We start from the raw sequence: 14,931 nt of genomic DNA on the forward strand, positions 1-14,931 counted from the left end.
TTTAATCCGTCCGAACGGTTGTAACTTCGCCTCAGATAGGTACAATGGCGCGGCTCGCCGACAGGTGAGCGTCGTTATGGTGACCCCATCGGTCCCCCCGCAACGATTACCCGTGAACCTGGTCAGATCCGGAAGGAAGCAGCCACAGCGGGAACATTGTGTGCCGGGGTGTGGCTGGTGGGGTGACCACCTTAACGTCACGCGAGTGTTCTCTCGCGTTATCTTTCTGAAAACACACTTTCGCTAGCTGCCAGGATCTTCTCCGGGGTGGTTTTTTGCCGTTTGCGGTTTATCCACAGCCGCTGGCTCGCCACCGATATACAGCCGAACAATCCCATCGATCTCCCCGGACATCTTCATCCTCGCCAGGGTGCGCAGGATGCTCTGCACTGGGATCTTCGGGTCGTTGCGAACGTAGCAACCGATACGGTGTTCCTGCAGCACTGCCACGCCTTGCAGTTGCTGCTCCGGTAGCAGGCGGTGATTGAACCAGTCCAGGCTCCATTGATTGCTGACGGCATAGTCGTTGCGGCCGGCCAGGAGTTTTTCCATCACTTGTTCCTGATTGCGTGCGTCGTCGCGTTGCAGTTGGCCGGTGTCGAACAGCGGCTGCAGGGTCGGGTAGCTGTAGCCCAGTACGGTGCCAATGGACTGTTGCGGCAAATCGGCGGGTTTGACTGCGCCGGGCGGCGCATGCCGGGTGATCAACACGTCAGGTTGAATGAAGAGCGGGATACTCCAGAGATAATCGCCAGGCTGGTCGGGCAGCCACGATTGCGCGACATAACAGCGGACATCGACCTCACCATGCTCCATGGCGCTTTGTATGCGCCTGCGGGGTAATACATGGAATTCGGCCGGTACGCCGACCTGGGTCGCGAGGCTGAGCATCACGTCATACAGGATGCCCTGGGTCGGTTTGCCTCGTTCAATCTGCACCATGGGCATGGTCCAGCTGTCGGTTATCACGAAGCGCAGCGGTGCTTGCGCAGCCACGCCGTCCAGGCTGATCAACAGCAATGCCCCCAAGGCCAGCCGCATAAACACTCCGTTAAAAGCCACCGATGTGCAGCTTAGCCACAATACACGAGCGCACCGGATGCAATTTGTCCCTTGCTCCGCTAGCATTAGCCGCTTCTGCTTCCTTCGCTGCGACGGTTTTCGATGAGTTATCAGGTTCTTGCACGTAAATGGCGTCCGCGCTCGTTCCGCGAAATGGTCGGCCAGACCCATGTGCTCAAGGCTCTGATCAATGCCTTGGACAGCCAGCGGCTGCACCACGCCTACCTCTTTACGGGTACCCGTGGGGTCGGCAAGACCACCATCGCGCGGATCATTGCCAAATGCCTTAACTGCGAGACAGGTATCACTTCGACCCCCTGTGGCGAGTGCTCGGTGTGTCGCGAAATCGACGAGGGGCGCTTTGTCGACCTGATCGAGATCGACGCCGCGAGCCGCACCAAGGTCGAAGATACCCGCGAATTGCTCGACAACGTGCAGTACGCCCCGAGCCGCGGGCGCTTCAAGGTCTACCTGATCGACGAAGTGCACATGCTCTCGAGCCATTCCTTCAACGCACTGCTCAAAACCCTTGAAGAGCCGCCACCCTACGTCAAGTTCATCCTGGCGACCACTGATCCGCAGAAACTTCCTGCAACGATTCTGTCGCGGTGCCTGCAGTTCTCGCTGAAGAACATGACGCCGGAACGCGTTGTCGAGCATTTGACCCACGTACTGGGTGTCGAGAACGTGCCGTTCGAGGACGATGCGCTGTGGCTGCTGGGCCGTGCCGCCGACGGGTCGATGCGTGATGCCATGAGCCTGACCGATCAGGCGATTGCCTTCGGCGAAGGCAAGGTCATGGCCGCCGACGTGCGGGCGATGCTCGGGACCCTCGATCACGGGCAGGTCTACGACGTCCTGCATGCGCTGATCGAAGGCGATGCCAAGGCGTTGCTCGAAGCCGTCCGCCACCTGGCCGAGCAAGGCCCGGACTGGAACGGCGTGCTCTCGGAAATTCTCAATGTGCTGCACCGCGTTGCCATCGCCCAGGCCTTGCCGGAAGGTGTCGACAACGGTCACGGCGACCGTGATCGCGTGTTGGCACTGGCCCAGGCGTTGCCGGCCGAAGACGTGCAGTTCTACTACCAGATGGGCCTGATCGGCCGCCGCGACCTGCCGCTGGCGCCGGATCCCCGGGGCGGTTTTGAAATGGTGTTGCTGCGGATGCTGGCGTTCCGGCCCGCAGACACCGCGGATGCCCCGAGGCAACCGCTAAAGCCAGTGGGGATCAGCCAGGCCACAGTTGATTCCGCAAACTCAGTGGCTGCCGCGCCGGTTGTTGCGCCGGTAGTCGCTGCGGCCGTTGCACCGATAGCGGCTGCGCCAGTGGCGGCTCCAGCGCCTGCACCGGAACCGGTTGCGCCGGTCGTAGTGCCGGAACCTGCGCCTGTGGTTGAAGCGGCCGTGGTCGAAGAGGTGGTCGACCTGCCGTGGAATGACCCTGTCGAGCCCGCGCCCGTCCAGCAACCGGCAGTGGAGCCAGTGCTGGAAACCGCCAGCGAACAACCCGAATTGCCGCCGATGCCGCTGCCGACGCCGGACAGCGTGGTGCCGGACGCCCCGGAGTGGGCCGCCGCGCCGATCCCGGAACCCTCGGTGGCCGCCGTCGACGCCGCGACGCCGGGCATGGACCTGGATGACGAGCCGCCGCTGGACGAGGATTACATCGAGCCGGACATGGATTCGGCCTACAGTTACCTCGACGAACTGGCCAGCGAGCACGCCGCCGACCCGGCCCCGGAACCCGAGCCTGAACCCGCGGCAATGCCGGCCACCGGTCTGGCCCTGCAATGGCTGGAGCTGTTCCCGAAATTGCCGATCTCCGGCATGACCGGCAGCATCGCCGCCAACTGCACGCTGATCGCGGTGGATGGCGACAATTGGCTGATGCACCTGGACCCGGCCCACAGTGCCTTGTTCAACGCCACTCAACAGCGCCGCCTCAACGATGCGCTGAATCAGTATCACCAGCGCACGCTGACCCTGAGCATCGAACTGATCAAGCCCGAGCAGGAAACCCCGGCACAAGCGGCTTCGCGCCGCCGTGCCAACCGTCAGCGCGAGGCGGAGGAATCGATCCACGGTGATCCGTTCATCCAGCAAATGATGCAGCAGTTCGGTGCGGTGGTCCGTAACGATACTATTGAACCTGTCGACGCCCTGGTCACTCAGGGCTAATAACTGAAGGCGCCCGGCCGCATGGGCCGGGCGCTGTTTTAATCCAAGTACTTTTGAGGTGATTACCATGATGAAAGGTGGCATGGCCGGCCTGATGAAGCAGGCGCAGCAGATGCAGGAAAAAATGGCCAAGATGCAGGAAGAACTGGCCAACGCCGAAGTCACCGGTAAGGCCGGTGGCGATATGGTCACCGTGGTGATGACCGGTCGTCATGACGTCAAGAGCGTGACCATCGACCCGAGCCTGGTCGAAGGCATGAGCGAAGACGACAAGGAAATGCTCGAAGCGGTCATCGCCTCCGCGGTCAACGATGCCGTGCGCAAGATCGAAGCCAACAGCCAGGACAAAATGGGCAGCATGACTGCCGGCATGCAACTGCCGCCGGGCATGAAACTGCCATTCTGATTCGCCTTCAGGCGGCAGATGAGTTACAAAAATGCCAGGCATAGCGCCTAATGCCAGTCAGTTAAGCTGACTGGCATTTTTATTTTTGATCGGATACTTCGGTGATTTCAGCCGAATCGCCCGAGGATAAACGCGCTCCTCACGTCGATGCGGCAGCACGTAGTGCGGCGCTGAAGCATGAAGCTCGGCCAAATACTTGGGGATGTTCCCGGAACGGTCGGCCGAGACGCTGTTGATAAACCCGAGAATCGCCCAGGTACACGCGGTAAAGCTCATTTCGCACGGGTAAATGCCAGGACAGTGGCGACTCATTTCCACCATCTGATAGCGCAACAAGTTGTAGCCCAACAACACGCCCCACAACTCTTGCTCGATCATCTCGGGTGTCTTGCTGCGCAGCGTATAACTGCTGTTGAGCAGCGTCTGCTTCATTTCCCGAAAGCCTAATTCGATTTCCCAGCGCTGGCTGTACAGATCAACGATCTCGTCGGAAGGAAAACGCAGCGGGTCAGCCATTGAGGTCAGAATCTGACACACCTTGCCCTTCACGGTTTTGCTCAGCAGTCGCGCGGTCAGCCGCTCCGGCAACCCAGGCCATTGCTTGCGGGCCTGCGGCGAAGTGCTCAGCGAAACAATCGCATCCTGGCGCCCCAAACGCTGGATCACCTCGTACTGCGAGCCTTTTTTCAGCGGCATCAGCCAGTGGCGTTCGACGCCTGCCTGCTGCCACTGATGCAGTAAACCTAACGAGTAAAAACCACGATCAAACAGCGTCAGCGAGTGATCGGGGGTGGTTTCGATCAGTTGCTCGGCCAGTTTCATTTCGTTGCTGCGGTAGCCGTCAAACGCACTTCCAATCAGCAAATGGCTGGTCAACTCCATTTGGCAGACCATGCGCACCTGAGGAAAACCGGTGTCGCCGTGCTGGTTGCTGGCGGAGTCATAGCGCGCCCGATTTTCCGGCGTGTCGGGCGTGCGCCAGACAACGCCATCGACGCCCAACAAACGCAGACCGGCCCAAGTCGGATGATTGGCCGCCTCATGCCAACTTTTCTGGGTCAAATCGAAGACTTGTCGTACAGCTTCGCTGCCCAATCTCTGACGGGCCTGGACTACGGCGCTGGGGGCCACCAACGGGCGCTGGCCCGGCAACATGATGTTCATGCGACTGACCACATCCCAGGCCGACATGCGCCGGAAGAACGCCATGGAGATCACGCACCAGAGCATCATTTCCAGCGGCAAACGACGCTTGCGCAGCGTCGCCACACCGGCTTGTTCAAGCGCCTGTTCGACCAAAGAAGGATCGAGCAAGGCATCCAATCCCTCGATGGCGTTGGGGGTAGAGGCGATGTTGTGGGTCAGTTCCAGTGCCCGAGCGAGACGCATAAAAAAATCCGATGCCAGTACAGGCATCGGATTTTGATTTCTTGCGGCCAAAGGTCAAGCGAGAAGGCTTAACTGATCGGCATTAGGCATAGCGCCTGGCATTTTTGTTTCTGGCTGATAGATATGTTTGGCTGACATGCCGCCTTCGCGAGCAAGCCCGCTCCCACAGGATATGTATTGCTCACAGAACCTGTGGGAGCGGGCTTGCCCGCGAAGAAGTCGCCCCGGTGTAACTGAATAAACATCGAACGCCATACCGCCACAAAGGTCTGCTCCCTATATCACTGAACCTCATCGATCACAGGAGACGCTGCCATGTCCGACCCCATGACCCTCAATCAACGCATTGTCCTGGCTTCTCGCCCAGTGGGCGCGCCAACGCCGGAAAACTTCCGCATGGAGCGGGTGGCGCTGCCGGACCTGGCCGATGGTCAGGTGCTGCTCAAGACCGTTTTCCTGTCGCTGGACCCCTACATGCGCGGACGCATGAGTGACGCACCTTCCTACGCCGCACCGGTGGAAATCGGCGAAGTCATGACCGGGGGCGCTGTCAGCCGGGTCGAGCGCTCGCTCAATCCGAAGTTTCAGGAAGGTGATCTGGTGGTCGGTGCCACCGGTTGGCAAAGCCACAGCATCAATGACGGTCGCAGCATCATTCCGATTCCCGCGCTGCCAAGCCCTTCGATGGCCCTCGGGGTGCTGGGGATGCCGGGCATGACCGCGTACATGGGCCTGATGGACATCGGCCAGCCGAAGGCCGGTGAAACCCTGGTGGTTGCAGCGGCGTCGGGGGCGGTGGGTTCGGTGGTCGGGCAGGTGGCGAAGATCAAGGGCCTGCGGGTGGTTGGTGTGGCAGGTGGTGCGAAAAAGTGCCGCTATGTCGTCGAAGAGTTGGGCTTCGATGCCTGCATCGATCACAGGAGCCCGGACTTTGCCGATGAGCTGGCGCAGGCCTGTCCCAAGGGTATCGACATCTACTATGAGAACGTTGGCGGCAAGGTATTCGACGCCGTAGTGCCGTTGCTCAATCCCAAGGCGCGGATTCCACTCTGCGGCCTGATTGCCTCCTATAACGCCCATGAGGCGCCGAGCGGCCCGGATCGCCTGCCACTGTTGCAGCGCACCCTGTTGACCAAGCGGGTGCGCATCCAGGGTTTCATCGTTTTCGATGACTATGGTGATCGTCAGCCGGAATTCCTCAGTGCCATGGCACCCTGGGTACGCGATGGCAAGGTGAAGTTCCGCGAAGACGTGGTCGATGGCCTGGAACAAGCGCCTGATGCGTTCATCGGCATGCTGGAAGGGCGCAACTTCGGCAAACTGGTGGTACGGGTTTCCCGGGACTGAGTAATTGACGCTGCAATTTGACGCTCAACCGAGGCGCGGGTATAAACCGCGTCTCGTTGTTTTGTCGGACTTTTCCACCATGAGCTTCAGCCCTTTGATTCGCCAACTGATCGACGCCCTGCGAATTTTGCCCGGCGTGGGTCAGAAAACCGCCCAGCGCATGGCGTTGCAGTTGCTCGAGCGTGACCGCAGCGGCGGCTCGCGACTGGCGCTGGCCCTGAGCCAGGCCATGGAAGGGGTCGGTCACTGCCGTTTGTGCCGTACGCTGACTGAAGATGATCTGTGCCCGCAATGCGCCGACACACGTCGCGACGACACCTTGCTCTGCGTGGTGGAAGGCCCGATGGACGTCTATGCGGTGGAGCAGACCGGTTTCCGCGGGCGCTATTTCGTGCTCAAGGGGCATCTGTCGCCGCTCGACGGCCTGGGGCCGGAAGCCATCGGCATTCCGCAGTTGATGGCGCGAATCGAAGAGGCCGGCACGTTCGCCGAAGTCATCCTGGCCACCAACCCGACCGTGGAAGGTGAAGCCACGGCGCACTACATCGCCCAATTGCTCAGCAGCAAGGGCCTGATTGCCTCGCGCATCGCCCATGGTGTACCGCTCGGTGGTGAGCTGGAGCTGGTGGATGGCGGGACGCTGGCGCATTCGTTTGCCGGGCGTAAGCCGATCACTCTTTAATTTGTGTTGTTCGGGCCGACGTCTTCGCGAGCAGGCTCGCTCCCACAGGGGGTCTGCGGCGCACACAAAACCAATGTGGGAGCGAGCTTGCTCGCGATGCAGGCGACGCGGTTTCACAATCCTGTTGAAAACCAAGCAAGCGCTCGGTTAACTTCACTGACCCCTTCAGTGGAGCTCGCCGATGTCTGCCTTTCAGGAATACTTCGACCCCAGCCACCAATTGGTCCGTGACAGCGTCAGACGTTTCGTCGAGCGCGAGATCCTTCCTGATATCGAGCAGTGGGAAGAAGCCGAAAGCTTTCCTCGCGAGCTCTACCTCAAGGCCGGCGCAGCGGGGATTCTCGGCATCGGCTACCCGGAGGCTTACGGAGGCAGCCACGAAGGGGATCTGTTCGCCAAGGTTGCCGCCAGTGAAGAGTTGATGCGTTGCGGCTCAGGCGGGTTGGTTGCCGGCCTGGGTTCGCTGGATATCGGCTTGCCGCCCGTTCTCAAGTGGGCCCGACCCGAAGTGCGTGATCGTGTACTGCCGCAGGTGCTGTCGGGAGAGAAGATCAGCGCCCTGGCCATCACCGAGCCCGGGGGTGGGTCCGATGTCGCTAACCTGCAAACCCGTGCCGTGCGCGACGGCGATTACTACCGGGTCAGTGGCAGCAAGACCTTTATCACCAGCGGCGTGCGCGCGGATTACTACACCGTGGCGTTGCGAACGGGTGAGCCAGGTTTCGCTGGCATCAGCCTGTTACTGATCGAGAAGGGCACGCCCGGTTTCACCGTAGGGCGGCAACTGAAGAAAATGGGTTGGTGGGCGTCAGACACCGCTGAACTGTTCTTCGATGATTGTCCAGTGCCCACAGGAAACCTGATCGGCGCCGAGAACATGGGCTTTGCCTGCATCATGGGCAATTTCCAGAGCGAACGCCTGGCCCTGGCACTGATGGCCAACATGACCGCACAACTGGCGCTGGAGGAGAGCCTGAAGTGGGCGCGCCAGCGCGAAGCCTTTGGCAAACCGATCGGCAAGTTTCAGGTGATCAAGCATCGCCTCGCCGAGATGGCGACCGCGCTGGAAGTGTCCCGGGAATTCACTTACCGCCAAGCGGCGAAGATGGCGGCGGGGCAGAGCGTGATCAAGGAGATTTCCATGGCCAAGAATTTTGCGACGGATACGGCGGACCAGATCGTCAACGATGCGGTGCAGATACTCGGTGGGTTGGGTTACATGCGCGAGAGCCTGGTGGAGCGGCTGTACCGCGACAACCGGATCCTGTCGATTGGTGGCGGGACGCGGGAAGTGATGAACGAGATCATCAGCAAGCAGATGGGGCTGTAGTTAGCGGTGTGGCGACTGACGCCATCGCGGGCAAGCCCGCTCCCACAGTGTTCTTTGTCATGCACAAGATTTGTGTACGCCGCAGATCCTTGTGGGAGCGGGCTTGCCCGCGATGGCGTCAGCTAAGACGCCACTTACTTATCGGAAAGGGCAAACTGCGTCAGGCAGAACGTAGGAATGCCCATGTCTTCCAGACGCTGCGAGCCACCCAGCTCCGGCAGGTCGATGATCGCCGCCGCTTCATACACTCGCGCGCCCATGCGGCGGATCAGGTTGGCAGCGGCAATCAGGGTTCCACCGGTGGCGATCAGGTCATCGAACATCACCACCGAATCCCCTTCGCACAGGCTGTCGGCGTGCACTTCCAGGAAGGCTTCGCCGTATTCGGTCGCATAAGCCTCGGCCAGCACGTCAGCCGGCAGTTTGCCTTGCTTGCGGAACAGCACCAGCGGCTTGTTCAACTGATAGGCCAGTACCGAACCGATCAGGAAGCCACGGGCGTCCATCGCGCCGATGTGGGTGAAGTCAGCCTCGACGTAACGGTGGGCGAAGCTGTCCATCACCAGGCGCAGGGCCGTTGGCGACTGGAACAGCGGGGTGATGTCGCGAAAGATCACACCCGGTTTCGGGAAGTCGATGACAGGGCGGATGAGGGATTTGATGTCGAAGGAGTCGAAGGCCATAGTCGAAGAATCCTGGCAGGGCTGCAAACGACCAAGTATAACGGCGGCTGAACCGTTTCGCTCAGCCGCAACGTTTTGTTTCAGCCTTCCAGCGAGCCGCCGGCCAAGGCGCAAAGCTGGATCGGGTCGATAATCCGGATTTCCTTGCCTTCTGCCGCGATCAGTTCGTTTTGCTGGAAGCGGGTAAAGACGCGGGACACGGTTTCCACCGCCAGGCCCAGGTAGTTACCGATTTCGTTGCGCGACATGCTCAGGCGGAACTGATTGGCGGAAAAACCCCGGGCGCGGAAACGTGCCGAGAGGTTGACCAGGAAGGTGGCGATGCGTTCGTCGGCGGTCTTTTTCGACAACAGCAGCATCATCTGCTGGTCGTCACGGATTTCGCGACTCATCACCCGCATCAGCTGACGGCGCAACTGCGGCAATTGCAGGGCCAGTTCGTCGAGGCGTTCGAAAGGAATTTCACATACCGAGGTGGTTTCGAGGGCTTGTGCCGACACCGGGTGCTTTTCGGTGTCCATGCCCGACAAGCCGACCAGTTCGCTGGGCAGGTGGAAGCCGGTCAGTTGTTCCTCACCGGTGTCGCTCAGGCTGAAGGTCTTGAGGGCGCCAGAACGGACTGCGTAGACAGAATCGAAGGTATCGCCCTGGCGAAACAGAAATTCGCCTTTTTTCAGTGGCCGGCCGCGTTTGACGATTTCGTCCAGCGCGTCCATGTCTTCCAGATTCAGCGAAAGTGGCAGGCAAAGAGGGGCCAGGCTGCAATCCTTGCAATGGGCTTGATTATGAGCGCGCTGTTTTACTGGCTCGGACATTTCTTCAATCCTTGTGGGAAATCACACATAAGACGTAAGGGTAACTCACCCGAGGACATTGAGGCCAGCCTGTGGCGCTTTTGTCGCAGCGCTCTAGATCACCCGTGAGAACCGTTGCTGACTGTGTTGTTCCAGGTATGCGTCGAACACCATGCACACCGAGCGCGCCAACAGTCGCCCGGCGGGCAGGATGGTGATCCTGTCGCGATCGAGTTCGATCAGCCCGTCATTGGCCATGTCTTGCAACTGGGGCCAGAGATCGCCGAAGTAGCCCTGGAAATCGATGTTGAAGGCCTGCTCGATGTCAGCGTATTCGAGACTGAAATTGCAGATCAATTGTTGGATGACCGCGCGCCGCAGCCGGTCATCGGCATTGCACAGCAGGCCGCGGCTGGTGGCCAGTTGCATGGATGCAAGGACGTTCTGATACTCGGTCAGGTCGCTGCTGTTCTGGCAGTACAGGTCGCCGATCTGGCTGATTGCCGAGACGCCGAGGCCGATCAGATCGCAATGACCGTGGGTGGTGTAGCCCTGGAAATTGCGTTGCAGGGTCGATTCTTCCTGGGCAATCGCCAGCTCATCGTCGGGCAGGGCAAAGTGGTCCATGCCGATGTAGCGGTAGCCGGCGCTGATCAGTTGCTCGATGGTGCGCTGCAGCATTTCCAGTTTCTGCGCGGGTGTCGGCAGTTCATTGCCGTTGATGCGCCGCTGGGGCATGAAGCGTTCCGGCAAGTGGGCATAGTTGAACACCGACAGCCGGTCCGGTTGCAGGTTGATGACCTCTTCGACGGTGCGGGCGAAATTCTCCGGCGTCTGTCTCGGCAGGCCGTAGATCAGGTCGATGTTGATCGAGCGAAACTGCAAGGTGCGGGCGGCATCGATCACCGCGCGGGTTTCTTCCAGGCTTTGCAGGCGATTGACTGCGCGCTGAACCGCCGGGTCGAGGTCTTGCAGGCCGATGCTGACCCGATTGAAGCCCAGTTCACGCAGCAGGCCCATGGTCGACCAGTCGGCCTCGCGCGGGTCTATCTCGATGCCGTAGTCGCCGGAATCGTCGTCCAGCAAATTGAAATGTTTGCGCAAATGCGCCATCAACTGGCGCAGTTCGTCGTGGCTGAGAAAGGTCGGTGTGCCGCCACCGAAGTGCAGTTGCTCGACTTTCTGCGTGGGGTCGAGGTGGCAGGCGATCAACTGGATTTCCTGCTCCAGGCGCTGCAAATACGGCTGCGCCCGGCCGCGATCCTTGGTGATGACTTTGTTGCAGGCGCAGTAATAGCAAATGTTCGCGCAGAACGGCACATGCACGTACAGCGATAGCGGGCGCTGGGCCTTGCGGCTGTCGCGCAGGGCATGAAACAGGTCGAAGGTGCCGACCTGGCTGTTGAATTGCACGGCGGTCGGGTACGAGGTGTAGCGTGGTCCCGCCAGGTCATAACGGCGGATCAGATCGGTGTCCCAACGAATGGCGTCGAGCATCATGCGGGCATTCCCCCGGATAGGCTGGCAGTGTCAGCCACTTTATGCGAGGGCGGTGTGGGGCATCTTGATTTGCATCAAGGGTGGTTGTTGGCTTTGATGGGTTTTTGTGGATCAGTGCCCCATGAGCCAATGCTGATGCGGCCCCGGCAAGGTCCAGATGCCGAACAGCATCACCAGCAATCCGCCCGCCATCCTCACGCTGCGTTTGCGCAACAATGCGGTAATGCGCTCGGCGGCAAGGCCTGTCGCCAGCAGCACCGGCCAGGTGCCCAGCCCGAACGCCAGCATCAACAAGGCGCTGTCCAGCGCGTTGCCCTGGCTGGCCGACCATAGCAAGGTGCTGTAGACCAGGCCGCACGGCAGCCAGCCCCAGAGCGCACCCAACAACAGCGCGCGCGGAACGCTCGATACCGGCAGCAAGCGGTTGGCGACGGGCTGGATATGCCGCCACAAGCCTCGACCGAGGCTTTCGATGCGGGTCAGGCCGCTCCACCAACCGGCCAGGTACAGGCCCATGGCAATCAGCAGCAACCCGGCGAGGATACGCAGGAACATCGCCGCCGGGCTGCTGGCCACGGCCCATCCGGCCAGGCCGATCAGCAATCCGGCGCAGGCATAGCTCAGAATCCGTCCCAGGTTGTAGGCCAGCAGCAGGCGAAAGCGGCGGCTGCGTTGTTCCTTGGGAATCGCCAAGGTCAGCGCGCCCATCAAGCCGCCGCACATGCCCAGGCAATGGCCGCCGCCGAGCAAGCCGAGGATCACCGCAGACACCAGCAGTGGCGCCAGGTCAAGCATGGGGCGGGGCCTTGTCGTCCGTTTTGGCCGGTTGACCGCTGGCCTCATCGACGGCGGCGGTGTGGTTCGGGTCCTGGTCGTCGAACAGGATGCTGTGGGCCGGGCCGTCGAGGTCGTCGTACTGACCGCTGTCCACCGCCCAGAAAAAGATATAGACGGCAATGGCCACGATCAGCAGCGCAGCGGGAATCATCACGTAAAGAGCTGGCATCTGGACTCCATGCCCGCGCGGCTCAGGCCGGCAGCGGGCGGGTTTCTGGTGTGGTGCAAGGGGCGGGCGCGCTCGGCATGCGAGTCAGGCGCAACGCGTTCAACACCACGGTCAACGAACTGATCGACATGCCCACCGCCGCCCAGACCGGAGTGATCCAGCCGAGGGCGGCGAAGGGCAACATGAGGCCATTGTACAACCCGGCCCACAGCAGGTTCTCGATAATGACCCGACGGGTGCGCCGCGCGAGGCTGAAGGCTTGCACCAGCGCATCGAGGCGGTTGGACAGCAGCACGGCGTCGGCACTGGTTTTCGCAAGGTCAGTGGCCGACCCCATGGCGACGCTGATATCCGCAGCCGCCAGCACCGGCACGTCATTGACGCCGTCGCCGAGCATCAACACCTTGCGACCTTCCTTGTGCAGTTGTTGCAGGACTTGCAGTTTGTCGTCCGGACGCAAGCCGCCACGGGCTTCATCGATACCCAGTTCCGCCGCCACGCTGGCGACCATCGGCGAGCTGTCGCCGGACAACAACAGCGTACGCCAGCCCCGTGCCTTGCACGCGGCCAACAGCGCGGGCGCGTCGGCCCGCAAGCGATCATCGAGGACTAGCCAGGCCAGCGGTCCCTGGCTGTCGCCCAGCAGCAGCCATTGGCCGGCTTCTTCGGGCATCGACGGCACCGCGGCGCCGCTGAGTTCGCAGACGAATCCTGGCTGTCCGATGCGCAGGCGTCGCCCTTCGATCAGCCCCTCCAGGCCAAGGCCCGGAGTGCTGTGGACTTCTTCGGCAGCCATCGGTGCACGACCGAAAGCGCGGGCGATCGGGTGTTCGGAGCGGTTTTCCAGGGCGGCGGCGAGGCCCAGGCATTGATCGCTGTCGAGCGCGCCGAGGGGACGGATCGAGCGCAGTGCCAGGCGACCTTCGGTGAGGGTGCCGGTCTTGTCGAAAATCACCGTGTCGATCTGGTTCAGGCCTTCGAGCACGTGGCCGCGAGTCAACAACAGTCCTAGTTTGTGCAGCGTGCCGGTGGCGGCGGTGAGGGCGGTCGGCGTCGCCAGCGACAAGGCGCACGGGCAGGTCGCCACGAGCATCGCCAGCACGATCCAGAACGCCCGCGATGAGTCCAGTTCCCACCACAACAGGCCAATGGCTGCGGCAGCGATCAACGACAACAGCAGGAACCATTGCGCGGCGCGGTCGGCGATTTCCGCCAGGCGCGGCTTTTCGGCCTGGGCACGATCGAGCAGGCGAACGATGGCCGAGAGGCGAGTGTCCTGGCCCAGGGCCTGGACCTCGACGGTCAGTGCGCCTTCGACGTTCATTGTGCCGGCGGTGACCGCGTCGCCGAGGGTGCGTGGTTGCGGCAGGTATTCGCCGGTCAGCAGCGACTCGTCGACGCTCGACTGACCGTCGAGGATCTTGCCGTCAGCCGGAAGAATGGCCCCCGGATGAACCAGCACCTGATCGCCGACACGCAGTTCACTGAGCAGAATGCGTTCGCTCTGGCCGTCGGCTGTCAATCGCAGACATGAGGCGGGCAATAGATTTACCAGCTGCGCGGTGGCGGCGGCCGTGCGTTCGCGGGCGCGCCGCTCCAGGTAACGCCCGGCCAGCAGGAACAGGGCAAACATGCCGACGGCATCGAAATACAGTTCGCCAACCCCGGTGATGGACGTCCAGATCCCGGCGATGTAGGCGCTGCCGATAGCCAGCGACACCGAAACGTCCATGGTTAGGTGGCGGGTGCGCAGATCGCGCATGGCGCCTTTGAAGAACGGCGCGCAGCTGTAGAACACAATCGGGGTGGTGAGGAACAGCGCGACCCAGCGCAGGATGGTGTGCAGTTCCGGGCTGAGGTCGATGTTGAATTCAGGCCAGGTGGCCATGGTTGCCATCATCGCCTGGAACCACAGCAACCCGGCCACGCCGAGCTGGCGCAGGGCCAGGCGGTTTTCGCTGGCCAATTGTTCGCTGGCCCGGTCGGCTTGATACGGGTGTGCGGCGTAACCGATGTGGCGCAGTTCGCTGAGGATCTGGCTCAGGGGCAGTTGCGCATCGGTCCAGCGCACGTGCAGGCGATGGTTGGACAGGTTCAGGCGCGCTTCGGCCACGGCCGGCAAGGTGCGCAGGTGTTTTTCGATCAACCAGCCGCAGGCCGCGCAGCTGATGCCTTCCATCAAAAGGGTGGTTTCGGCGAGTTCGCCTTCGTGGCGAACGAAGGGTTGCTGCACATCGGCACGGTCGTACAGCGCCAGTTCGTCCACCAGTTGCACCGGCAGCGCTTCAGGGTTGGCCGAGGCTTCGCTGCGGTGCTGGTAGTAGCTATCCAATCCACCGGCGACGATGGCTTCGGCTACGGCCTGGCAACCCGGGCAGCAGAATTCCCGGGACTCCCCGAGCACGACGGCGGTGAAGCGACTGCCGGCCGGGACGGGCAGGGCGCAGTGGTAGCAGGGGGTCGGGGTGGTCATGGGGTGAAATCTATGTCGTCCGGGAGGGCCTCTTCGCGGGCAAGCCCGCTCCCACAGTGACTGGCGGTGTCCAGCAATTTT

The 14,931-nt window shown here is 61.6% G+C and carries 13 protein-coding genes and 1 other RNA gene; 6 read left to right on the top strand and 8 right to left on the bottom strand.

Annotated elements, in window-relative coordinates; genetic code table 11:
* Positions 1-86: 86 nt before the first annotated feature.
* Positions 87-183: signal recognition particle sRNA small type (gene ffs / locus AC3IX1_RS09310), an RNA gene on the top strand.
* Between the two features lie 60 nt (positions 184-243).
* Here ffs and AC3IX1_RS09315 read toward each other — a convergent pair.
* Positions 244-1,041, bottom strand: a complete 798-nt coding sequence (locus AC3IX1_RS09315) for a substrate-binding periplasmic protein (protein WP_489387938.1) — start codon at positions 1,039-1,041, stop codon at positions 244-246.
* Positions 1,042-1,164: 123 nt separating this feature from the next.
* Between AC3IX1_RS09315 and dnaX the strand changes: the two genes are divergently transcribed.
* Both dnaX and AC3IX1_RS09325 read left to right on the top strand, forming a co-directional pair.
* Positions 1,165-3,240: a DNA polymerase III subunit gamma/tau gene (dnaX, locus tag AC3IX1_RS09320; RefSeq protein WP_489387939.1), complete on the top strand. Its 2,076-nt coding sequence runs from the start codon at positions 1,165-1,167 to the stop codon at positions 3,238-3,240.
* Between the two features lie 67 nt (positions 3,241-3,307).
* Positions 3,308-3,646 (top strand): YbaB/EbfC family nucleoid-associated protein, encoded by a 339-nt coding sequence (locus AC3IX1_RS09325; protein ID WP_007971455.1) that lies wholly within the window; start codon positions 3,308-3,310, stop codon positions 3,644-3,646.
* A 57-nt stretch (positions 3,647-3,703) separates the two neighbouring features.
* Here AC3IX1_RS09325 and AC3IX1_RS09330 read toward each other — a convergent pair whose 3' ends face one another.
* Complete coding sequence (locus AC3IX1_RS09330; protein ID WP_489385477.1) at positions 3,704-5,035, bottom strand: IS4 family transposase; 1,332 nt, start codon at positions 5,033-5,035, stop codon at positions 3,704-3,706.
* Between the two features lie 315 nt (positions 5,036-5,350).
* Here AC3IX1_RS09330 and AC3IX1_RS09335 point away from each other — a divergent pair, with 315 nt between their 5' ends.
* From AC3IX1_RS09335 to AC3IX1_RS09345, 3 genes are all read left to right on the top strand, one after another.
* Positions 5,351-6,382 (top strand): NADP-dependent oxidoreductase, encoded by a 1,032-nt coding sequence (locus tag AC3IX1_RS09335; RefSeq protein ID WP_489387940.1) that lies wholly within the window; start codon positions 5,351-5,353, stop codon positions 6,380-6,382.
* 79 nt (positions 6,383-6,461) lie between these two features.
* Positions 6,462-7,064, top strand: coding sequence for a recombination mediator RecR (gene recR, locus AC3IX1_RS09340; protein WP_046041325.1), 603 nt, complete (start codon positions 6,462-6,464; stop codon positions 7,062-7,064).
* A 181-nt stretch (positions 7,065-7,245) separates the two neighbouring features.
* The gene (locus AC3IX1_RS09345) at positions 7,246-8,394 is read left to right on the top strand and encodes an acyl-CoA dehydrogenase family protein (protein ID WP_489387941.1); all 1,149 of its coding nucleotides are present in this window, start codon (positions 7,246-7,248) and stop codon (positions 8,392-8,394) included.
* A 134-nt stretch (positions 8,395-8,528) separates the two neighbouring features.
* Here AC3IX1_RS09345 and AC3IX1_RS09350 read toward each other — a convergent pair whose 3' ends face one another.
* From AC3IX1_RS09350 to AC3IX1_RS09375, 6 genes are all read right to left on the bottom strand, one after another.
* Positions 8,529-9,077: an adenine phosphoribosyltransferase gene (locus AC3IX1_RS09350; protein ID WP_489387942.1), complete on the bottom strand. Its 549-nt coding sequence runs from the start codon at positions 9,075-9,077 to the stop codon at positions 8,529-8,531.
* Between the two features lie 80 nt (positions 9,078-9,157).
* Positions 9,158-9,892, bottom strand: coding sequence for a fumarate/nitrate reduction transcriptional regulator Fnr (gene fnr / locus AC3IX1_RS09355; protein ID WP_489387943.1), 735 nt, complete (start codon positions 9,890-9,892; stop codon positions 9,158-9,160).
* A gap of 93 nt (positions 9,893-9,985) precedes the next feature.
* A complete protein-coding gene (gene hemN, locus AC3IX1_RS09360; protein WP_489388707.1) occupies positions 9,986-11,368 on the bottom strand; it encodes an oxygen-independent coproporphyrinogen III oxidase in 1,383 nt (460 codons plus the stop codon).
* 114 nt (positions 11,369-11,482) lie between these two features.
* Positions 11,483-12,166 carry a sulfite exporter TauE/SafE family protein gene (locus AC3IX1_RS09365; RefSeq protein WP_046041333.1) on the bottom strand — a complete coding sequence of 228 codons (684 nt, stop codon included), beginning with the start codon at positions 12,164-12,166 and terminating at the stop codon, positions 11,483-11,485.
* Positions 12,159-12,377: a cbb3-type cytochrome oxidase assembly protein CcoS gene (ccoS, locus tag AC3IX1_RS09370; protein WP_056721958.1), complete on the bottom strand. Its 219-nt coding sequence runs from the start codon at positions 12,375-12,377 to the stop codon at positions 12,159-12,161. The genes AC3IX1_RS09365 and ccoS overlap by 8 nt, the downstream gene beginning before the upstream one ends.
* Before the next feature lie 22 nt (positions 12,378-12,399).
* Entirely contained in the window at positions 12,400-14,850 is a 2,451-nt protein-coding gene (locus AC3IX1_RS09375) for a heavy metal translocating P-type ATPase (RefSeq protein WP_489387944.1), read from the bottom strand.
* Between the last annotated feature and the right edge of the window lie 81 nt (positions 14,851-14,931).

Source organism: Pseudomonas sp. KH_046_2 (assembly GCF_057838985.1).